General features: G+C 53.6%; 17 protein-coding genes and 1 tRNA gene. 6 read left to right on the forward strand and 12 right to left on the reverse strand.

Translation table 11 applies throughout. The features are described from left to right. Positions 1-38 precede the first annotated feature (38 nt). Positions 39-1,502: a sugar porter family MFS transporter gene (locus AC6I8T_RS00340; protein WP_497833414.1), complete on the reverse strand. Its 1,464-nt coding sequence runs from the start codon at positions 1,500-1,502 to the stop codon at positions 39-41. A 392-nt stretch (positions 1,503-1,894) separates the two neighbouring features. On the opposite strand from AC6I8T_RS00340, the gene AC6I8T_RS00345 reads away from it, so the two are divergent. Continuing rightward, positions 1,895-2,887: a LacI family DNA-binding transcriptional regulator gene (locus AC6I8T_RS00345; RefSeq protein WP_013507234.1), complete on the forward strand. Its 993-nt coding sequence runs from the start codon at positions 1,895-1,897 to the stop codon at positions 2,885-2,887. 67 nt (positions 2,888-2,954) lie between these two features. Here the strand turns inward: AC6I8T_RS00345 and AC6I8T_RS00350 are convergent, their stop codons facing one another. Both AC6I8T_RS00350 and AC6I8T_RS00355 read right to left on the reverse strand, forming a co-directional pair. Continuing rightward, a complete protein-coding gene (locus AC6I8T_RS00350; protein WP_415175192.1) occupies positions 2,955-3,989 on the reverse strand; it encodes an acyltransferase family protein in 1,035 nt (344 codons plus the stop codon). 238 nt (positions 3,990-4,227) lie between these two features. Then, positions 4,228-5,361 carry an EpsG family protein gene (locus AC6I8T_RS00355; RefSeq protein WP_021183687.1) on the reverse strand — a complete coding sequence of 378 codons (1,134 nt, stop codon included), beginning with the start codon at positions 5,359-5,361 and terminating at the stop codon, positions 4,228-4,230. A gap of 223 nt (positions 5,362-5,584) precedes the next feature. Here AC6I8T_RS00355 and AC6I8T_RS00360 point away from each other — a divergent pair, with 223 nt between their 5' ends. Together AC6I8T_RS00360 and AC6I8T_RS00365 are read left to right on the forward strand one after the other, a co-directional pair. Further along, positions 5,585-6,550, forward strand: a complete 966-nt coding sequence (locus AC6I8T_RS00360; RefSeq protein ID WP_244634005.1) for an alpha/beta hydrolase — start codon at positions 5,585-5,587, stop codon at positions 6,548-6,550. A 115-nt stretch (positions 6,551-6,665) separates the two neighbouring features. Beyond that, the gene (locus tag AC6I8T_RS00365; RefSeq protein WP_208725477.1) at positions 6,666-7,064 is read left to right on the forward strand and encodes a helix-turn-helix domain-containing protein; all 399 of its coding nucleotides are present in this window, start codon (positions 6,666-6,668) and stop codon (positions 7,062-7,064) included. On the opposite strand, the gene AC6I8T_RS00370 is transcribed toward AC6I8T_RS00365, so the two are convergent. From AC6I8T_RS00370 to xylF, 6 genes are all read right to left on the reverse strand, one after another. Beyond that, positions 7,021-7,869: a helix-turn-helix domain-containing protein gene (locus AC6I8T_RS00370; RefSeq protein WP_497833415.1), complete on the reverse strand. Its 849-nt coding sequence runs from the start codon at positions 7,867-7,869 to the stop codon at positions 7,021-7,023. The genes AC6I8T_RS00365 and AC6I8T_RS00370 overlap by 44 nt on opposite strands. A 31-nt stretch (positions 7,870-7,900) precedes the next feature. Then, positions 7,901-7,995, reverse strand: a tRNA-Sec gene (locus tag AC6I8T_RS00375). A gap of 61 nt (positions 7,996-8,056) precedes the next feature. Then, on the reverse strand, positions 8,057-9,235 hold the full coding sequence (gene xylR / locus AC6I8T_RS00380) for a D-xylose utilization transcriptional activator XylR (protein ID WP_021183691.1): 1,179 nt from the start codon (positions 9,233-9,235) through the stop codon (positions 8,057-8,059). Between the two features lie 93 nt (positions 9,236-9,328). Beyond that, positions 9,329-10,510: a xylose ABC transporter permease XylH gene (xylH, locus tag AC6I8T_RS00385; RefSeq protein WP_208724490.1), complete on the reverse strand. Its 1,182-nt coding sequence runs from the start codon at positions 10,508-10,510 to the stop codon at positions 9,329-9,331. Next, positions 10,503-12,029, reverse strand: a complete 1,527-nt coding sequence (locus AC6I8T_RS00390) for a xylose ABC transporter ATP-binding protein (protein WP_036625761.1) — start codon at positions 12,027-12,029, stop codon at positions 10,503-10,505. Before AC6I8T_RS00390 ends, xylH begins: the two co-directional genes overlap by 8 nt. Before the next feature lie 20 nt (positions 12,030-12,049). Then, positions 12,050-13,042 (reverse strand): D-xylose ABC transporter substrate-binding protein, encoded by a 993-nt coding sequence (xylF, locus tag AC6I8T_RS00395; RefSeq protein ID WP_021183694.1) that lies wholly within the window; start codon positions 13,040-13,042, stop codon positions 12,050-12,052. A gap of 366 nt (positions 13,043-13,408) precedes the next feature. Between xylF and xylA the strand changes: the two genes are divergently transcribed. From xylA to AC6I8T_RS00410, 3 genes are all read left to right on the forward strand, one after another. Next, positions 13,409-14,731 (forward strand): xylose isomerase, encoded by a 1,323-nt coding sequence (xylA, locus tag AC6I8T_RS00400; protein ID WP_021183695.1) that lies wholly within the window; start codon positions 13,409-13,411, stop codon positions 14,729-14,731. A gap of 17 nt (positions 14,732-14,748) precedes the next feature. Then, positions 14,749-16,191 (forward strand): xylulokinase, encoded by a 1,443-nt coding sequence (xylB, locus tag AC6I8T_RS00405; RefSeq protein WP_497833416.1) that lies wholly within the window; start codon positions 14,749-14,751, stop codon positions 16,189-16,191. Positions 16,192-16,380: 189 nt separating this feature from the next. Continuing rightward, on the forward strand, positions 16,381-17,313 hold the full coding sequence (locus tag AC6I8T_RS00410) for a GlxA family transcriptional regulator (protein ID WP_021183697.1): 933 nt from the start codon (positions 16,381-16,383) through the stop codon (positions 17,311-17,313). On the opposite strand, the gene AC6I8T_RS00415 is transcribed toward AC6I8T_RS00410, so the two are convergent. From AC6I8T_RS00415 to AC6I8T_RS00425, 3 genes are all read right to left on the reverse strand, one after another. Further along, entirely contained in the window at positions 17,298-18,293 is a 996-nt protein-coding gene (locus tag AC6I8T_RS00415) for an acyltransferase (RefSeq protein ID WP_208724492.1), read from the reverse strand. The two genes, AC6I8T_RS00410 and AC6I8T_RS00415, sit on opposite strands and share 16 nt — an antisense overlap. A gap of 110 nt (positions 18,294-18,403) precedes the next feature. Then, the gene (locus AC6I8T_RS00420; protein ID WP_021183699.1) at positions 18,404-19,519 is read right to left on the reverse strand and encodes a mandelate racemase/muconate lactonizing enzyme family protein; all 1,116 of its coding nucleotides are present in this window, start codon (positions 19,517-19,519) and stop codon (positions 18,404-18,406) included. Positions 19,520-19,553: 34 nt separating this feature from the next. Then, a complete protein-coding gene (locus AC6I8T_RS00425; RefSeq protein ID WP_021183700.1) occupies positions 19,554-20,309 on the reverse strand; it encodes a GntR family transcriptional regulator in 756 nt (251 codons plus the stop codon). Positions 20,310-20,323 lie beyond the last annotated feature (14 nt).

The following is a 20,323-nucleotide window of genomic DNA, read 5'->3' on the forward strand; positions in this document are numbered from 1 at the left end:
TGCGTAGCGGCGCGATTTATCGCGCGCCGCTATATGTGTTAATGACGCGGAATATTCAGCGATTCACTGGTTTTCGTGCTGCCGGTACTGGCCGGCACTTCGGCCTCAACATTAAACTTCTCCAGCACCAGACCGTGAATTTTCTCCAGCGATACCCCAGCGGTTTCCGGTAAATAACGGAAAGTGAAGAAGTACATACCGAGTGAGAAGATTGCGAACAGCAGCAGCGGGAAACCACCGTGGAACATGTCGATCAGCAGCGGATTGCTGTTCATGATCGGGAAGGTGGTGCTGATGACAAAGTTTGCCATCGACATCGCACAAATCGAGATCCCGACGCAGATGGAGCGAATTTCCGTCGGGAAGATTTCACCCAGCACCGTCCAGACAATCTGTCCCCAGGTCATGCCGAAGAAAATCATATACGCGAACAGGCCGATCACCGGCAGCAGGCCAGGCAGATGATAGTAGAAGGCAATAAACGAGTAAGCGAGGAAGATGCAGGAGGTGATTGCGCCAAGCAGCAGCAGCTTGCGACGTCCGACTTTATCAATCAGCGTCATCCCGGCCAGCACGCCGATGAACTGACAGACCGACAGCCAGAAGGTTTGTAACAACGCCGAATCGACACTCCCCGAGACGTTCTTCAGCAGCGTCGGACCGAAATACTGAATCACGTTAATGCCACTGATTTGGTTGCCTACCGCCAGACCGATGCCGATCACCAGCAAAGGCACGGTGGTTTTATCCAGACCGAAGCGCGCTTTATGCTGGCTTGCCGTCTCAGCGGAGAACGAGTGTTTGATCTCGCTAAAGACGCTCTCCGCATGTTCGCGATTGGAGATTTTGGTTAGCGTATCCAGCGCGGCATCGTACTTGCCTTTCAGCACGTTCCAGCGTGGTGATTCCGGGATAAAGGCGATAAAGAAGATAAACAGCGCGCACGGCACCAGCGCCGTCGCCAGAATGTAGCGCCAGCCCAGGGCGATCATCGCGTCAGGCAGCATCGATTTGGTGATGAAGTAGTTGGTCAGCAGCACCACCGATTGTCCACCGACACAACACACCGCATAAAGCGCCGTGGTGCGGCCACGAAATTTGGAGGGTGACAGCTCGGCCAGATAAATGGGAGAGATCACCGAAGCGAGGCCGATTGCCAGGCCACCGATCATGCGGAAAATGACGAACACCGTAAAATTATGCGCAATGGCGGTGCCAATGACCGAAACGGTAAACAGTAACGCGGTGATGGCGAGAGACTTTTTACGTCCCAGCACATCGCTCAAACGTGGCGCGATAAAGCAGCCGACCAGACTGCCAAGCAGGATGTTAGACACTGCCCAGCCGGTTTCTGCTGGCGTCAGTTGGAAGTATTCACTTAATGGTTCGATGGCACCGGAGATGATGGAAGAGTCATACCCCATCAGCAGTCCGCCAAATGCGGCGACGGTACAGCAGAGGATGACATACTTCATGTTGTAGCGTTTTTGCCTGGTATTCATTGTTATAGCCCCTTGTCTCTACGGCCTGAACGTTGCTTGTCCAGAAAGAGGAATGTTGTAGGTTGTCGATGTTCCGTTTCTTCACGCAGGGTACTCAATATTGAAATATATTTTCTAAATGGATATTTTTGGATCATTTTTTCCGAAATGTGTGAGGCGTGTTGCGAAAATTATGGTTTGAGTTAAATCGACTAATGTTTATCCAGATGAAATGATAGGTTTTTTGTCATTTTTGCCGAAGGGGGAGGTTGCACGGCTTGCTTTTTACTGGAATTTTCATTCTGAAAAGACGCGTTGAAAAGGGGCTGTAGCAGCGGCACTCCGTGGTTTCATTTTTTTCCGGGCAGCAGGCATAATACGTTGATTGAAAGGCCGTCTTTGCGGATATCGCGATGAAAACGCAGCGCATCACTCTGGATGATATTGCCACCCTGGCGGGGGTCACCAAGATGACGGTGAGCCGATATTTACGTACGCCGGAAAAAGTTAAAACGGAAACGGCCGACAAAATTGCCAGCGTGATTGCCGAGATCGGTTATACGCCCGATCCTGACAACCTTGCTCAGACCAGTTCCAGCCCACCGCGCATTGGTGTGCTTATTCCTTCCTTTAATAATCAAATCTTTGCCGACCTGCTGGCGGGTATCGAATCGGTGACCAGCGCTCAGGGGTATCAAACGTTGGTGGTCAATTACGACTACAACCCGCAACGGGAAGAGGAACAAATCGCCACGGTACTGGCGTTGAATATTAAAGGGCTGATCCTTACAGAATCGGTGCACACCGTACGCGCAGAAAAATACCTCAAAGCGGCCAGTATCCCGGTGGCGGAGGTGATGGGGCTGACCGAGGCGCGCGATCGTATCAATGTGGGTTTTGACAACTATCGTGCCGGTTACGACATGACGGCAATGCTGCTGGCAAGCGGCAAAAAACGCGTAATCTACTTTGGCTCCATGTCGGACCGTCGTGATGAACAACGCTACGCCGGCTATTGTGATGCGGTGTCAGCGGCGGGGTTGCCGGAAGGGCGCATTGTGCCGAACAAAGTCTCCTCAGTGTCGATTGGTACCGGCATGATGACGCTGGCGCGCCAGCTCTACCCGGATATGGACGCGATTCTGTGTACCAATGATGATCTGGCGGTGGGGGTGTTGCAGGAGTGCCATGCCGCTGGCATTGCGGTGCCTCAATCGATGGCAATCGCCGGTTTCCACGGGCTGGAAATTGGTCAGGTCACCACGCCCCGCCTGGCGAGTGTCATCACACCACGTTTTGAAATGGGTAAAGTGGCGACAGAGATTGTCATCAAAAAGATTAACCATCTGCCGACCATCGAACAGGTCAACCTGCACTATCGTTTATCGATGGGTGCCACCATCTGAATCACAATACCCACACCCCGTAACAGCGCGATTTATCGCGCTGTTTTCATTTGCGCGATAAATCGCTTTAATCGCGTGCGGTGCTGCCGGCGATGGAGGGTGGGGTGTGGTGCGCGCGTTTCAGGAAGCGGCTTTCCAGCAAATTCCATGAGGTGTAGGCCAGCGCCAGGGTGATAACAATCGTCATCAGCAAGCCCAGGTAAGCGTTGGCGGTGAAAACCCCAAAGTGTTGCAGCAGCTGAATAATCGGCCAGTGGTAGAGGTACATGCCGTAAGACAGGTCGCCATACTGGCTGATTTTAATCTCGCTACACAGGTTGGTGCAGAACAGAATCACCACGGAAGAGAACGCGATGGGTTCAATAAGGAAGGAGTAGTCGGTGTTTTTGAACAACAAAAACAGCACCAGCGAAACAATGGTGATCTCTTTCAGGCGGTCAAAAGTGGGTTGATGCGTTGCCAGCAGACTGCCAAAGAAGAAGAAAGAGGCGAGCGAAATAAACTGTTTCGCCAGGGTATCGGCTTTCGGACCGGTATACACCATCGAGAAAAAGAAGAACCACAGGCTGGAGATGATGAAAATCGCCGTCCAGACTTTCAACGGGCTCTTCTTCATCAGCGGCAGCACAAAGGGCAGCAGTACGTAAAGCGTCAGCTCGGCCTTAATCGTCCACAGCGAACCATCCATCGGCTGGTTGGGGTTATTGGTGAACACTCCGGGCAGCGAAGGCTGGATGAAGTTGAGGAACGAAAAGTTCGCAATGAGATACTTAATCGATTCTTTGTTCTTCAGAAAATCGACCAGAGGCAGCGTGGTGACGCACATCCCAATCACGAAACACATAATCACCACGAATATATAGGCGGGGAGAATGCGTTGTGCACGTTTAATAAAATAGGAGGTCAGCGATTTACTTCTCAAGTAACTTTTTGCAATAAGAAAACCACTTATTGCGAAAAATCCTCTTACGGCAAAATCACTATTCAGGAAGTGCGAGAGGAAACGAATGTCAGCATTTCTCGTCACTTCTGCCGAATGCACCAGTAACACGATAAAGGCGAGCGATAGTCGGACGATGTCGAAGTTATTTTTTTCGTTCATATCTGCATTCTTTCATTGAGTGACGTTGCGCCAGTAAAATCGTTATTAGATTTTACATAAGTTGTTAGGAATATTCCGATCACTGCTGACGCAGATGTACTACTATTAGAGTTTTAAAAGGTTCAAAAATCAAGTGAAGCCCTGATGAGGGAAGATATTCGGATTTTCCTTATGTGTCCATCGGGGTATTCTTAAATAGAGGAAGGTGCGCTGGCATTGGATGCCAGCGCATTAGAAATTAGCGGAATAACTGGAAGGTACGTGAAACTTCGTAGCCAGTAATCGACTGCTTACTTGAAATGGTATTGTAATATAGATAGTAAAGAACCATGAGTACCGTAATACCCACGGCCAGAACCTTCATTGCTTTCCTGGTTTCCCAGATACACAGAGAAATAAGTACCGGCTCAACCTGCAACAGATAGTTTGCCAAGCGGCCACCAGAGGCATAATCCTGCAATGCCATCCTTAAACCACTACCAATGGCAAACGTAATGACCAGAATGTAGTAGAGGCGAAACTTTTCTTCGTCGAAATTCTTTATTTTGTCACTTAGCAGCAGAAAGCTAAAAATGAAGACGAAGCCAATATTTTTCAGGTTGGAAAGCGTAATGATGCCTTGTTCCTGCGCGGAATCCTGGTTGGCATAGCCCATTGCCCTGTCGCCCAGAGAACCGATATGGCTGGAAATAAGAGAAATTAACGCCGAACTTCCCATAAAGGCCAGGGGTAGACTGGCGACGACGATAAGTATCGGAATGTATTTGTTTTTTCTGACAATTAATGCCATTGGGATCAGCAGTGCCACAATACCCGTAGCATGGCTGATAAACGACAGAATGAAGGTGGTGATCATCCCTGGTCTACTTCTGCGCGCGAAATGATAGACAAAGCCCATCAGAAACGCGGAACACAAACCAAAGCGGATCTGGTTCATGTCTTTATTGATAAACAGGTGCGCAGAATAAACAGCCAGGGCAACTAACGGTAATGGTGTCAGCTTACGGAAATAATGTGCGTTGACGCAGACCGCTATCATGGTAAAGACATAGATAAAAATATCCGGGTTAGCGGTAAATATTCTGGTGAAGCCTGCAATGGCATAAATAGCCGGTTCATAGCGGAAATTGACAACGGCATTCCAGAACCCTTCGATAATAATCTGATCGATGAATTGAGAAAAGAACTGGCGATACTGAAAATCATCCAGGCCCGTGCCCAGACCACGAATCCCGCCAAAGGTAAAAAGCACGACCACGGCAACAAAATAAATATATGATCGGATTCGCGCTGTGTTTTCATCTTTACTCAGCATGACTTCAACGATTGCAATAAAAGTCAAACTCAGGCTTATGATCCAGTAAATTCCCATGGTCACAGATTCTTATAGTTTAAAATTTACTTATAACATAGGGTGTTGTTAACGTAAACATGAGAAAAGTCTAATTTTTTCTGGTCCGGTATTATATTGAGTGAAAAAGGTGGTCATTATTTGCTATCTTTCCCTACAGATTCAATTGGACTTATTATAATGTTAGTTTTTTCTTCTGGGACAGGATTCTGATTCAGAATGTTGTGTCGTCATGGCACTCAGAATGAATGTTTATCATTGTTTTTATTCAGGATTTGGAGCCAGAGAGATGAAGTCACCTTTTTTATCTGCATTGATTTTCCTGTTTTATCTCCCCTGCGCCTTTGCCAATAAGGAAATTCCGATCTGGCCAAATGAAGTGTCAGGAAATAATACATTTATTAATTTTAGTAAAAACCCGGCAGATAATAATCGTGCTGTCACAAAAGTCGATTCCCCAGAAATAATTTATGTTCCTCCCGCCGGTAAAAATAATCATTCGGCTGTGCTAATCATTCCGGGTGGGGGATTTTCGTATATTATGCAAGATCTTGAAGGGTTAGATGTCGCGAAGGTTCTGAGTAAAAAAGGGTATTCTTCTTTTGTGCTGCTTTACCGTATGCCGCGTGGCGGATCTGACGTTAATCGAAATAATGCTTTTGCTGATGTTCAGCGTGCTATGCGCCTGATTCGCGCCGGTGCTGCTCAATATCGTATTGCGCCAGACCAAATAGGAGTGATGGGTTTTTCCGCTGGCGCATACCTGGCGGCGAACGTCAGCAATGATCCTGATGCCACCAATTACCCACCACGGGATGATGTCGATCAGGTTTCCGCCCGCCCCGATTTTGCGGCGTTGATCTACCCGGTGCTGTCACTACAGGATGGTGTGACTCATAACGGTACGCGTGCGGCGATGTTTGGCAAAGACATCAGCAACGACATCAAACAGCACTTCTCGCAGGAAGACCGCGTGACTGCCCATACGCCACCCACTTTTCTTGTTCAGGCGCTGAATGACGGCACGGCCTCGCCGCAAAACGCACTGCGTATGTTTGAGGCGTTGCGTAAAAATAAGGTGGCAGTTGAACTACATCTTTTCCAGCAGGGCGGGCATGGTTTCGGCATCGTGAAAAAACAGAATATCCCGGCAAAAAACTGGCCGACGCTGTTTAGTGACTGGCAGGCAAGTCTGGTGAAGCAACCCTGACCTGGCACTCGTGTGCACAATTTGGCGAGTTATCGATATTGATTGGCCTTAAGCATCAACATAGCCAGTTGCCGACTTTTTATAATCCTCCTGACTGACCGCATCAGGAGGAATGATGGATATTAACGTGGCCTTCATACATCAGTTGCTGCTGTGGATTGAGGCTAATATCGAACAAAAACTGATTCTGGAAACCGTTGCACAACGGGCGGGTTATTCGCAGTGGCATCTGCAACGCTTGTTCCGCAGTTATACCGGTATCGCACTGGGAACCTACATTCGCGAGAGGAAGCTCACGGCGTCGGTGATTGCGTTGTTAACCGACAATACCCCTCTGATGCATATTGCGTTGCAGTTTGGCTTTGACTCACAGCAGACTTACTGCCGCACCTTTCGCCGCATGTTCAACCTACCGCCAGGGGCATTTCGTCGCAAATATCAGCACAGCCTGCCGCATATTGATGGTCCGGCTAGCCTGCTGATGTTGCGTTCGCATGGTCATCCGGTGCGGTAAAATATTTTCCCGGTGTCGAGCCGAAGGCATGACGAAACGCACTGATGTAGCTGCTGACATTCTCGAATCCAACCTGCCAGGCAACTTGCTGCACGCTGTTGCCCGCGGCGAGTCCCTCCAGCGATTTCAACAGGCGTGAGGTCTGGCGATATTTTGCCAGGCTCATGCCAGTGGCACTGGCCCAGTGGCGGCTCAGACTTCTGGGGCTAAGCCCTGCCCAGCGTGCCAACTCGGGTCCGGTACGCATGTCAGATGGGTTGTCGATTAGCAAACGCGCTATCTGGAGCAAACGCGGATCTTCAGGTAAAGGCAGAGTGAGAGGCTGGACGGTGGCTTCATAGAGTTCATCGAGGAAAACTTCCCCCAACCGGTTGTAGCGTTCACTGCCCCAAAATTCTGGCGTTAAGGTCGCCAGCCGTTCGGCGAGAGGTTCCAGCACTGCCGGGCAGGATAACAATACCGGATGATCAGGCAATGGCGCGGCGAGATCTTCGTCAATCAATACGGTCCACCCCAACACCTGCCCGGGTCCAACGATCGCGTGTTCGAAGTGCGGTGGGATCCAACCGACTAAACGTGGTGGATTGGCAAAGATACCGGATGGCGTGTTAACCGTCATCAACCCCTGTTTCAGGCAATAAAGTTGTCCGGCAGCATGACGATGTGTGTGGCTCTCCCGATCCAATTCTTTGGACAACGATACGGCAATCACCTTCGGCGCATTCGGTTCCAGCAGCCGTTGACGCAACTCGTCTCTGCGTGGGTCACCCGCAAAAGGGATGTTATCGGATGGGTGGATTAACATGGGTTTTCCTGAAGGTCAGGCGTGAACAAGGTGGCGGAAGATCACAGGAGTCGAACCTGCCCGGGACCGCTGGCGGCCCCAATCGGATTTGAAATCCGACCGCCTCACCGGAGACGACGATCTTCCTTTACCGCAGCCGCAGAATTATAGCGGCAAACGGTGTGAAGTTGTTGATCTCACTCGTGCGTCACAGCACGTTTTCGCCGTAATGTTGCCGATACTCCTTCGGGGTGGTGGCGTAACTCTTCTTAAAGACCGAATAGAAATATTGTAATGAAGGGTAGCCGCACATCTGAGAGATCTCATTGATACTTAACGAAGAACTGGCCAGCAACTCACGCGCTTTCTCCAGTTTTTCGCGATGGATCATCGCATGAATGGTATCGCCGGTTTCATCGCGGAAGCGTTTTTCCAGATTGGAACGGGAGATGCCGATGGCGTCCAGTACCTGTTCGACCTTGATGCCTTTGCAGGCGTTAAAGCGGATGTAATGCATCGCCTGAATCACCGCCGGGTCACGCAGTGAGCGGAAATCCGTGGAGCGGCGGGCGATCACTTTTACCGGAGGTACCAGAATACGTTGCAGCGGCAGGGACTGTTTATCCAGTAACCGATGCAGCAGCTTGGCAGCCTGATATCCCATCTGACGCGTCCCCTGGGCCACTGACGAGAGCGCCACGCGAGACAGATAACGCGTCAATTCTTCGTTGTCGATGCCAATAACGGTGAGTTTTTCCGGCACCGGGATTTTCAAATACTCGCAAGCCTGCAACAGATGGCGGGCGCGGGCATCGGTGACGGCAATGATGCCGGTTTGCTGCGGTAGCGTTTGCAGCCAGTCAGCCAGGCGGTTTTGCGCGTGCTGCCAGTTTTCCGGCGCGGTTTCCATGCCCTGATAAACCACTCCCTGATAGCGCTCGCGTGCCACCAACTGGCGGAAGGCATGCTCTCGCTCCTGCGCCCAGCGTTTGCCGCTGGAAGCCGGCAGGCCATAGAAGGCGAAGCGGTTTATCCCTTTCTCTTTCAGATGTAAAAAGGCGCTCTCAACCAGCGCGGCGTTATCGGTGGCGATGTAATGCACCGGCGGGTAGTCCTGTTGTTGGTGGTAGGAACCGCCCACCCCAACAATGGGCACCGGCACATTCGCCAGTAATTTTTCGATTGAACTGTCGTCGTAATCGGCGATCACGCCATCACCCAGCCATTCGCGAATATTGTCGATACGACAACGGAAATCCTCCTCGATGAAGATATCCCAGTCAGTTTGCGACGCCTGTAAATATTCGCCAACGCCTTCGACCACCTGGCGGTCATACACCTTATTGGCGTTGAAAAGTAACGTAATGCGAAATCGTTTCTCATGCATAGTGGCGCGCTCCCTTAAACCCCCAGCGCATTGCATAGCACGGCTGGCTGAGGAGCAGAAAGAATTTGCGCCACATTGTGATCGCCCACGCGATTACACCCGACGCCGGGTGGCGGTATCCATCCACACCGCCAGCAGCAGAATCGCCCCTTTGACGATGTACTGCCAGAAGGTGGGAACATCCATCATGCTCATGCCGTTATCCAGCGAAGCCATAATAAACGCGCCCATCACCGCGCCAGCGACAGAACCGACACCGCCTGCCAGGCTGGTGCCGCCGATAACGCAAGCGGCAATGGCATCCAGTTCAGCAATGTTACCCGCCGAAGGTGAACCCGCACCCAATCGTGAGCTGAGGATTAAACCCGCAATCGCCACCATCACACCATTGATGGCAAACACCGCCAGCTTGGTGCGTGCGACGTTGATGCCGGAGAGCCGTGCTGCATCCAGGTTGCCGCCAATCGCGTAGATACGGCGACCAAAGGCGGTACGCGTTGCCATAAACATCCCGCCCAACAACAGCAGCGCCAGCAGCAGTACCGGCGTTGGCACGCCACGATAGTCGTTCAACAGCCAGATGGCGCCCAACACCAGAATAGCGGTGATTGCCTGACGCGCGACCGCACCACCCGCTGCGGGTTGCGATAAACCAAGCTGCTGACGACGCAGGCGTAAGCGCCATTGCCAGACAATAAACAGCGCCAGACCGGCAAAACCGAAACCAAACCCGACCCCGCCAGGCAGATAGCTTTGGCCAATCTGCGACATCGCCGGGCTGGTTGGTGCGACGGTGGTGCCATCGGTGATACCGACCAGAATGCCGCGAAAGGCCAGCATGCCCGCCAGCGTGACGATAAACGAGGGCACTTTGCGGTAGGCTACCCACCACCCATTCCAGGTGCCGAGCAGCAATCCCATCACCAGCGTGACCACAATGGTTAAGGGCAGCGGCCAGCCGAGCCAGACGTCGAAAATCGCCGCCGCACCACCGAGCAGGCCCATCATGGAGCCGACGGAGAGATCGATCTCTGCCGAAATAATGACAAACACCATGCCAACCGCGAGGATGCCGGTGATGGCGGTCTGGCGCAGCAGGTTGGAGACGTTACGCGGGCTAAGCCAGGCCCCGTCGGTGGTCCAGGTGAAGAACAGGGCAATCAACACAATTGCCCCGAGCATCACCAATACCTGCAAATTGGGGAGCGGAAATTTACCCGCGCCCGCTTTACCCGGCGTCGTCAGGCCGCGTTGTGTACTTTCGGTCTTAAGCATAGTGTTCACTCCGCAGGGCGGCTTCCATCACCTGCTCCTGAGTCAGGTTATCGTTAATCAGATCGGCTTTGATTTGCCCTTCATGCATCACCAAAACCCGATCGCTCAGGCCCAGTACTTCGGGCAGCTCGGACGAAATGACAATCACCGCAATCCCTTGCTGTACCAGCGCATTGATCAGCAGATAGATCTCCTGACGCGCGCCGACATCGATGCCGCGCGTTGGCTCATCGAGAATCAAAATTTGTGGGTTAAGCAGCAGGCATTTGGCGAGGATCGCCTTCTGCTGATTGCCACCGCTCAGGCGACCAATAGGGAGTTCTGACGAGGACGTTTTGACCCGCAACCGGGCAATGGCGTCGTTAATCGCATGCTGTTCTCGTGCCTCATCCAGCGTGGAGAGGCGCTGACTGAACTGATCCAGCGCCGCCAGGGTGATGTTTTTGCCCACCCCCATCAGCGGCACGATGCCATCTTTTTTGCGATCTTCCGGCACCATTGCAATGCCATGCCCAATGGCGTCGCGGCAGTCGTGAATCTGCACCTTGCTGCCGTTGATCGTAATGTCGCCCTGCCAGCGCCCCGGCCAGACACCAAACAGGCATTGCACCGTTTCGGTTCGGCCAGCACCCACCAGGCCTGCGATGCCAAGAATCTCGCCGCGTTTCAGGCTGAAGGAAACATTGTTGACGCGGCGGATATGGCGGTTAACGGGATGCCAGGCGGTGAGGTTATCGACTTGCAGTATCGTCTCGCCGATTTCATGTGGCGTATGTGGATAGAGCGCGGTGAGCTCGCGGCCCACCATCATGGTAATGATGTCATCCTCGCTCAGCCCGGCAGCATCGCGCGTGGCGATGTGCTGGCCGTCGCGGATCACGCAGATGGTGTCGGAAATCGCTTTCACCTCGTTGAGTTTGTGCGAGATGTAGATGCAGGCGATGCCGTGTTCGCGCAGGTTTTTGATAATGCTGAGTAGCACTTCGGTTTCCTGCTCGGTCAGCGACGAAGTGGGTTCATCCAGAATCAGCAGACGTACCTGTTTATTCAACGCGCGCGCGATTTCTACCAGTTGCTGCTGACCGAGGCCGAGATCGCCCACTCGCGTGTCTGGCGACACATTGAGTTTGACCCGTTCCAGTAATTGTTGGCAACGCAGCGTCATGGTTTCGTCATCCACCATGCCGTAGCGCCCCAGTTCGGCACCGAGGAAAATGTTCTCCATCACCGTCAGTTGCCGTACCAGCGCCAGCTCCTGATGGATAATCACAATCCCTTTGCGCTCGGTATCGCGGATGGTCTGCGCCTGAATTTCGTCACCGGCAAAATGGATACTGCCGTCGAAGTCACCGTGCGGGTATAACCCGCACAGGATCTTCATCAGTGTCGATTTTCCCGAACCGTTTTCGCCGCACAGCGACATGACTTCGCCCGCATCCAGCCGCAGGCTGACGTCATCCACCGCTTTCACCGCGCCGAAGCGCTTAGTGATATGGTTCATTTCCAGCAACATCGACATCTCTCCTTCGCGGTCTGCGCTTAGAGTTCGCTCTGCTTGTGGAAGCCGTCTTTAATCACGGTGCTTTCGATATTGCCTTTATTAACCTGGATCGGTGTCAGCAGACGGGACGGCACATCTTTTAAGCCATTGTTAAGTTTGCCGTTGCTGGCAGGTGTCTGACCGTCACCGAGTTCCACGGCGATTTTTGCCGCTTCGGTCGCCAGTTGCGTGATGGGTTTGTACACCGTCATGGTCTGCGTGCCATTTTCGATGCGTTTGATGGCGGCAAGATCGGCATCCTGGCCGGAAATCGCCACTTTGCCCGCCAGCCCCTGCGCGCTCAGTGCCTGAATCGCCCCACCGGCGGTGGCATCATTGGAAGCCACCACGGCATCAATATGGTTGCCGTTTGCGGTTAAGGCGTTTTCCATAATTTTCAGCGCATTTTCCGGTAACCAGGCATCAACCCACTGATCGCCCACGACTTTGATGCTGCCATTATCAATGTAAGGTTTTAAGACTTTCATTTGACCGGCGCGGAACAGACGTGCGTTATTATCCACCGGCGAGCCACCCATCAGGAAATAATTTCCTTTTGGTACCTGCTGCACAATACTTTCGGCCTGAAGTTCACCCACTTTTTCATTATCAAAAGAGATATAAAAATCAATATCGGCGTTATTAATCATACGGTCATAGGCCAGAACTTTAATGCCTTCACGCTTCGCTTCGGCCACCACGTTACTTAATACCTGGCCGTTATAGGGGATGATCACCAATACATCCACGCCGCGGTTAATCATATTTTCAATTTGCGACATTTGCGTTTCTTCGTTGCCGTTGGCGGATTGTACAAACACCTGGGCACCCTGAGATTCCGCTTGTTTTACAAAGATATCGCGGTCTTTCTGCCAGCGCTCCAGGCGTAAATCATCCATCGACAAACCGATTTTCACTTCTTTTGCCGCGCCAGCGTGGCTGACAAGTGCCAGGGCCGCGCAGACGGCTAACAGCGTTTTCTTCATGTTCATGGTGTTCATCCTGTAGGTGGAGGCTATTGTCGTTGTTTAGGGTATAAGGCTATGAACAGGGCGGTTGAATTGTTGACCTGAGTTTCCGGCAACATCAATTACTGATTTTTATCCGGCCATTACGTTTTTTGGTTTATTTGTGATTTTTTGAGCGCGATCGATATTTGGCGGTTTTCGGAAAAATGAATTGCAGCGGGATTGCGGGTTGGATTGCAATGAAATAACGACATTGTTTTGCGAGCTAACGCACAAATAATAATTATCTTAAGTTAAGTGTGAAATATCGTAATTGAGAAGCGGCAGAACGCATCACCACAATAATGGCTCACAGCTGACCATTCGGGTCCTCATGCTAAGGAGCAAAACATGCACGCCTATTTCGACCAGCTTGATCGCGTTCGTTATGAAGGGACCAACACCCATAATCCTCTGGCGTTCCGTCACTACAATCCTGATGAAGTGATTCTCGGTAAAACTATGGCTGAGCATCTGCGTTTTGCCGCCTGCTACTGGCATACCTTCTGCTGGAACGGTGCGGATATGTTTGGTGTCGGTGCTTTTGATCGCCCCTGGCAGAAGAATGGTGATGCGCTTGAGCGGGCGTTGCTGAAGGCGGATGTGGCTTTTGAGTTCTTCCATAAGTTGAACGTACCTTACTACTGCTTCCACGATGTTGATGTTTCACCGGAAGGCGACTCGCTGAAGACCTACCGTGATAACTTTGCGGTAATGACCGATAAACTGCTGGCAAAACAGCAGGAAACCGGGGTGAAACTGCTGTGGGGCACTGCCAACTGTTTTACCCATCCCCGCTATGGCGCGGGTGCCGCCACCAGTCCTGATCCGGAAATTTTTGCCTGGGCCGCCAGCCAGGTGTGCAGTGCCATGCAGGCAACACAAACGCTCGGCGGTGAAAACTACGTGTTGTGGGGTGGCCGTGAAGGTTATGAAACCCTGCTGAATACCGACCTGCGCCAGGAGCGTGAGCAAATTGGCCGCTTTATGCAGATGGTGGTCGAGCATAAACACAAAATCGGCTTCCAGGGCATGCTGCTGATTGAGCCAAAACCGCAGGAGCCGACCAAACATCAATATGATTATGATGTGGCAACGGTATATGGCTTCCTGAAACAGTTTGGCCTGGAGAAAGAGATCAAAGTCAACGTGGAAGCCAACCACGCCACGCTGGCCGGTCACTCGTTCCACCATGAAATTGCCACCGCGATTGCCTTGGGGATTTTTGGTTCGGTGGATGCCAACCGTGGCGATATCCAGTGTGGCTGGGATACCGACCAGTTCCCGAACAGCGTCGAAGAAAATGCGCTGGTACTCTACGAGATCATCAAAGCGGGCGGATTCACCACCGGCGGCTTAAACTTTGATGCCAAAGTGCGGCGTCAGAGCACCGATAAATATGACCTGTTCTACGGTCACATTGGCGCGATGGATACTATGGCGCTGGCACTGAAAGTCGCGGCGCGGATGGTGGCTGATGGCGAGCTGGATAAACGCGTGGCGCAGCGCTACAGCGGCTGGAACGGTGAGTTTGGTCAGCAGATCCTGAAAGGGGAATTCTCCCTGGCGTCGCTTGCTCAGCATGCCCAGCAACAGCAATTTAATCCGCAGCACCGCAGTGGACGTCAGGAACAACTGGAAAACCTGGTCAATCATTACCTTTTTGATTTTTAACCTTTCAGGAGAACAGCATGGTTATCGGGATCGATTTGGGCACCTCGGGCGTTAAGGTCGCGTTGCTGGATACGCAAGGGCAGGTGCTTGCCGTGGAAAGCGCGCCGTTGCAGGTGTCGCGCCCGCATCCTTTATGGAGCGAGCAGGATCCCGAAAGCTGGTGGCTGGCAACCGATAAGGCAATGCAGGCGCTGGCGCAGCGACATGACCTTGGTCATGTGCAGGCGATGGGTCTGAGCGGCCAGATGCATGGTGCGACGCTGTTAGATGCGCAGCAACAGGTGCTACGTCCGGCGATCCTGTGGAACGACGGACGCAGCAGTGAGCAGTGCCGCCAACTGGAGCAGCAGGTGCCGGATTCACGCACCATCACCGGTAACCTGATGATGCCCGGCTTCACGGCACCCAAGCTGTTATGGGTGCAGCAGCACGAGCCGGAAATTTTCAACCGCGTCGCTAAGGTATTGCTACCAAAGGATTATCTGCGTTGGCGCTTAAGCGGCGACTTCGCCACGGATATGTCGGATGCGGCGGGGACGATGTGGCTGGATGTGGCCCAGCGTGACTGGAGCGATAAATTGCTTCATGCCTGTGGCCTGCATCGTAGCCAGATGCCAACGCTGTTCGAGGGCAATCAGGTAACCGGTACGCTCCGACCTGACATCGCCAGCCGTTGGGGGATGCAGCCAGTGCCACTGGTGGCGGGCGGTGGTGATAATGCCGCCGGGGCGGTGGGTGTTGGCATGGTCGAGCCGGGGCAGGGGATGCTGTCGCTCGGTACCTCCGGCGTCTACTTCCTCGTGAGTGATGGTTATCTCAGCAACCCACAGCGCGCGGTACACAGTTTTTGCCATGCGTTGCCACAGCGCTGGCATCTGATGTCGGTGATCCTCAGTGCGGCCTCCTGTCTGGACTGGGCGGCCAAACTCACCGGCTGCGAAGATGTACCACAGCTTTTGGCTGAAGCTGAACGGGCGAGCAGCGATGTCTCACCGGTCTGGTTTTTGCCTTATCTCTCGGGTGAGCGCACGCCGCACAACAATCCACAGGCGCAGGGGGCATTTTTTGGCCTGACGCATCAGCATGGCCGGCCGGAACTGGCGCGAGCGGTGTTGGAAGGGGTGGGATTTGCCCTGGCGGAGGGCATGGATGCGGTACACGAATGTGGCGTCCAGCCAAAGACGGTGATGTTGATTGGCGGTGGCGCACGTAGCGCTTACTGGCGACAAATGTTATCGGATATCAGTGGGTTGACGCTGGATTATTGTCATGGTGGTGAAGTCGGCCCGGCACTGGGGGCGGCACGCCTGGCGCAGTTGGCCGTCGATGCCAACAGCGAACTGCCCACACCGGAACTGGCGCAACGCCATCAGCCGGATACGGCTCGCCATCAGGCTTATCAACCACAACGTGAGGTATTCGCCCGGCTCTATCAGCAACTGAAGCCGTTGATGTCCTGATACGTCAGCATGATGGCCGGAATTGGCATGGGTCTGGCCATAAAGTCAGGTAAGATGAGCACTGACGTAGCGGCGCGATTTATCGCGCAAGTTTTTGGCAGCGGGTATCCCGGCTCGAAAATATGCGCGATAAATCGCGCCGCTACGGGTTTAATGCGGGACGTAAACGGAACCAACCGGAGTATACCCATGCCGCAACCCGTATTTTTCCTGACGTTACCCGGCGTTATGGTGCTTGATCTCACCGGCCCGGCCGAAACCTTCCAGTTGGCTGGCGGTCACTTCTCGCTGCATTACATCGGCCCGGAAGCCAGCGTGCTCGGCTCCACCCACATGACCATCAGCAATATCGCGCCACTGCCCGAACGGTTACCGGCTAACAGCCTGTTGGTGGTGCCCGGTGTGCATGATTCGCGTACCTGCTATGACACCCCGGCGGCGACGCTGGCGCGTGACTGGCTGCGGCAGCAACGGGCGGATATTGAAGCCCAGCGCATCACCCTGGTCTGTGTCTGCTCCGGTTCATTGCTGGCGGCACAGGCGGGATTGCTGGATGGTGTGCTGTGCACCACCCATCATGAAGTGCTGCCGCGTTTGCAGGCGGCGGCCCCGGCGGCGCGGGTAAAAGAGAATCGCGTATTTATTGAAGATGGCGGCATCTGGACCAGCGCCGGGATCACCGCGGGTATTGATCTCGCGCTGCATCTGATTAACCGGCTATGCGGAGCGCGTCAGGCGCTGGCGGTGGCACGCGAGATGGTGGTGTGGTTCCGCCGTTCCGGTGATGATCCGCAACTCTCGCCGTGGCTGCGCTACCGTAATCACCTGCACCCGGCGATTCATCGCGCGCAGGATGTGATGATTGCCCATCCTGAACATGACTGGTCATTACCGGCACTGGCCGAGCGTGCCCACGTCAGCGAGCGGCATCTGACGCGTCTGTTCCGCCAGCATCTCGGCATCAGCGTGCGCGAATATCACGAGCAATTGCGGCTGGTGATTGCCCGGCAACGCCAGCAACAGGGCGAAGCTGCGGAAAAAGCCGCGCTGGCGGCCGGTTTCTCTTCTGCACGACAGTTGCGTCGTGCCAGGGAGCGCTGGGACGATCAACTCACCAGATGATGTTTATCTACCCGTTTAAGCAACATCGCCAGTAACAAGCTGCCGATTAGCGTTACGCCAAACACCCAGGGAAGATCAATCCACGGTTGTGCCATGTCGTCGTAATGATTGGTGCGCAGGAAATGGATAAACAGCGCGTGAAAGCCGTAAATGGGCAGGGAATAACGCGCTATGGTGGCTAAAATTGGCAAACTACGGCGATTGAGGACATTTTTGCTCAAGATCAGCACGCTGATGGCGGCAATAAACACCAGCGGCCCGCAGTAGAGATACCAGGTATCATTGAAGGCTCCGTTTATGCGCAGCATCTGTTTGGTGCCGAGCGCAATCCCCGCCACACAGGCAATAAACGCCAGCGCCGCCAGCCCGGTTATGCCGCGTTTTTCTGTGTCCATACAGCCAATCGCCCGTCCCAACAGCGCGTATAACAGGTAATAAATAGTGTCGCCGCTGACATACAAATTGACCGGCAACCAATGGAACGAGCCAACCGACTGGTTGATGGTATTGGGATTGGCGAGCACCACCAGTACCACCACCAGTAGCGCGACATAGCGTGGTGGCACATTTTTTACCTGAATCAACGGTGACAGCAAGTAAATACCGATAATCGCAAAGAAAAACCACAGGTGATAAAACACCGGCTTCTGCAACAATTTCAGCAGCGACCGCCCTTCGCTGATCGGCGTCAGCCAGGTGATATACGCCAGCGCCACCGCGCTGTAGAACAGCAGGCACAACACGATTCGCAGCAAATGCCGGCCTTGTGCGCTGCGCTCACCAAAGAACAGATAGCCTGAGATCATAAAGAACAGCGGCACGCAGACGCGCGAAACGGAATTGAGCAGGTTGGCGACGTCCCAACTGATGCCGGTTACCGCCAGCGGCCCGGTGATGTACCAGGTGGTGGTATGAATGACGATCACCATCAGGCAGGCGATGGCGCGTAAGTTGTCGATCCAGTAAATTTTTTGCGACATAGCTTCCCCGTGCGCAGAGCGTCCTGGTGGAGAAGGGTAGTCAGCGACCGGCGCGCCAACAACCTTTTGGCCTGAAATTCAGAGCCATCTGGCTGCTGGCGCGTTGACGGTTAATCACGCACGAGGAATTTTTCGATCACTGCTTCGTTCGGCTCCACGCCCAGGCCGGGTTCGGAAGGCAACCAGGCGTAGCCATCAGCGATGCGCACCGGATTTTTCGCCAACGAACGGCTGATCTCACCCGGCTCGACGCAATATTCCATCACCAGCGCATTCTCAATCGCGCACAGGAAATGCAGCGAGGCGGCGGTGTTGATATCGGTGGTGAAGTTGTGATTGCACACCTTACGACCGCGACTGTGCGCATAGCTGGCAATTTCCATCGCCTGGGTAAAGCCGGTGCGCGTCAGGTCAATCTGCACAATATCGATACCGCCTTCGTCGATCAGGCGCTGGAAGCCCACCACTGAACACTCCTGTTCGCCTGCCGCAATGTGCTGCTGGCAGGCTGTCGAGACCTGGCCGTAACCGGCGTAGTTGTCCGGGTGCAGCGGTTCTTCAATCCAGAACAGGTTCAGATGCTCATAACGCTGACCACGACGGATGGTGGTTTTGGCATCCCATACATGGCCGACGTCCAGCATCAGATCCACGCTGTCGCCCATCTCGCGGCGCAGCGCTTCCAGATAGCGTAAATCCAGCGCTTCATCGGTGCCAAACGGCTCCCAGCCAAATTTCACCCCGGTATGGCCGGTATCGATAGCGTGCTTCGCTCGCGCCACGGTGTCGGCCACGCTGAACTGGAACATATTCGAGGAGTAGACGCGCATTTTGTCGCGCAGCGCGCCGCCCAGCAGCTCGACAATCGGTTTACCCAACGCTTTACCTTTGATATCCCACAACGCGATATCAATGCCCGCCATCGCCTGCAACACGGCACCGCTGCGGCCATAGTAGATGGTGGCGCGATGCATTTTTTTCCACAACCGTCCGGTTTCCAGCGGGTTTTCACCGATCAGCAGCGATTTCAGGCCGGTGACCATGGTGTGGGAATAGGGGGCTTCGATGATGGCTTTGGTGACATAGGGGCTGCCATCCACCTCGCCCCAGCCGGTAATCCCGGCATCGGTGGTGATTTTAATCAACAACGCATCCTGTGAACTGTCGGTGCGCTGTTCAATGACCGGGAGGCGCAGGTAAAACGCCTCGACGTTGGTAATCTTCATCGTGGTTATCCTGGTGTAAAAGCAAAAAAAGGCGTCAACCGGCGCTGGAACGTTGCTGTCGGCGCTGCGAAATAATGGTTTCGTAGTCCACATCCAGAGCCTGAATGCGGATATGGTTTTCAATCTCGTCGGTCATTTTGGCGATATCGCCTTCCGCGAACACGTTAATCAGCCGCTGATGCTCTTCGATAATGTCGCTCATCGATTTGCCCATGGTGGAGAGGCCGAAAATCACCGTAAGCTGGCGCGCAATCGACTCCCACAAATTGCTCAACACCGGGTTCTGGGCAAAGCTGCACAGCGTGCGATGGAAATCGGTATCCGCTGAGGCAAAGCCATACACATCCTCGCGTTGCATCATCATCTGCATAGCGGCGACGCCCTGGTACAACTGGGTGAGCTGCGCGGCGCTGTTGCGCCCGGCTTCAATCGCCCGGCGGCAGGCCAGCGTTTCCAGTGGAATTCGCACATCGATAATCTGCTCCAGCCGTTGATGGGAGATCTCCATCAGGCGAATACCTTTGTACGGTTCGCTGGTCACGATGCCCTGACTTTCGAGAATGCGCAGCGCCTCGCGGATAGGGACGCGGCTCATGCCAAGTTTCGCCACCAGGTCCGGCTCGGCAATGCGGTCCCCGGGCAGAATCAGGCCGCGGGAGGCGGCGCTAAGAATGGCATCTACTGCATGATCGACCAGGGTACGCGGGCGCGCCGCGTTCCAGCTGTTTTCGGTCTGTTCTTCCAGTGCCAGTGGGGCGCTGTTTTTATTACGGGTCGACTTTCCTGCCATGGTAATCATCCTGT

This window comes from Pantoea sp. X-Soil-OKNW-556 (genome assembly GCF_059730695.1).

Coding starts and splice junctions, on each gene's coding strand:
- AC6I8T_RS00340 (WP_497833414.1), bottom strand. CDS start 1,502: ATGAATACCAGGCAAAAACGCTACAACATGAAGTATGTCATCCTCTGC.
- AC6I8T_RS00345 (WP_013507234.1), top strand. CDS start 1,895: ATGAAAACGCAGCGCATCACTCTGGATGATATTGCCACCCTGGCGGGG.
- AC6I8T_RS00350 (WP_415175192.1), bottom strand. CDS start 3,989: ATGAACGAAAAAAATAACTTCGACATCGTCCGACTATCGCTCGCCTTT.
- AC6I8T_RS00355 (WP_021183687.1), bottom strand. CDS start 5,361: ATGGGAATTTACTGGATCATAAGCCTGAGTTTGACTTTTATTGCAATC.
- AC6I8T_RS00360 (WP_244634005.1), top strand. CDS start 5,585: ATGAATGTTTATCATTGTTTTTATTCAGGATTTGGAGCCAGAGAGATG.
- AC6I8T_RS00365 (WP_208725477.1), top strand. CDS start 6,666: ATGGATATTAACGTGGCCTTCATACATCAGTTGCTGCTGTGGATTGAG.
- AC6I8T_RS00370 (WP_497833415.1), bottom strand. CDS start 7,869: ATGTTAATCCACCCATCCGATAACATCCCTTTTGCGGGTGACCCACGC.
- xylR (WP_021183691.1), bottom strand. CDS start 9,235: ATGCATGAGAAACGATTTCGCATTACGTTACTTTTCAACGCCAATAAG.
- xylH (WP_208724490.1), bottom strand. CDS start 10,510: ATGCTTAAGACCGAAAGTACACAACGCGGCCTGACGACGCCGGGTAAA.
- AC6I8T_RS00390 (WP_036625761.1), bottom strand. CDS start 12,029: ATGTCGATGTTGCTGGAAATGAACCATATCACTAAGCGCTTCGGCGCG.
- xylF (WP_021183694.1), bottom strand. CDS start 13,042: ATGAACATGAAGAAAACGCTGTTAGCCGTCTGCGCGGCCCTGGCACTT.
- xylA (WP_021183695.1), top strand. CDS start 13,409: ATGCACGCCTATTTCGACCAGCTTGATCGCGTTCGTTATGAAGGGACC.
- xylB (WP_497833416.1), top strand. CDS start 14,749: ATGGTTATCGGGATCGATTTGGGCACCTCGGGCGTTAAGGTCGCGTTG.
- AC6I8T_RS00410 (WP_021183697.1), top strand. CDS start 16,381: ATGCCGCAACCCGTATTTTTCCTGACGTTACCCGGCGTTATGGTGCTT.
- AC6I8T_RS00415 (WP_208724492.1), bottom strand. CDS start 18,293: ATGTCGCAAAAAATTTACTGGATCGACAACTTACGCGCCATCGCCTGC.
- AC6I8T_RS00420 (WP_021183699.1), bottom strand. CDS start 19,519: ATGAAGATTACCAACGTCGAGGCGTTTTACCTGCGCCTCCCGGTCATT.
- AC6I8T_RS00425 (WP_021183700.1), bottom strand. CDS start 20,309: ATGGCAGGAAAGTCGACCCGTAATAAAAACAGCGCCCCACTGGCACTG.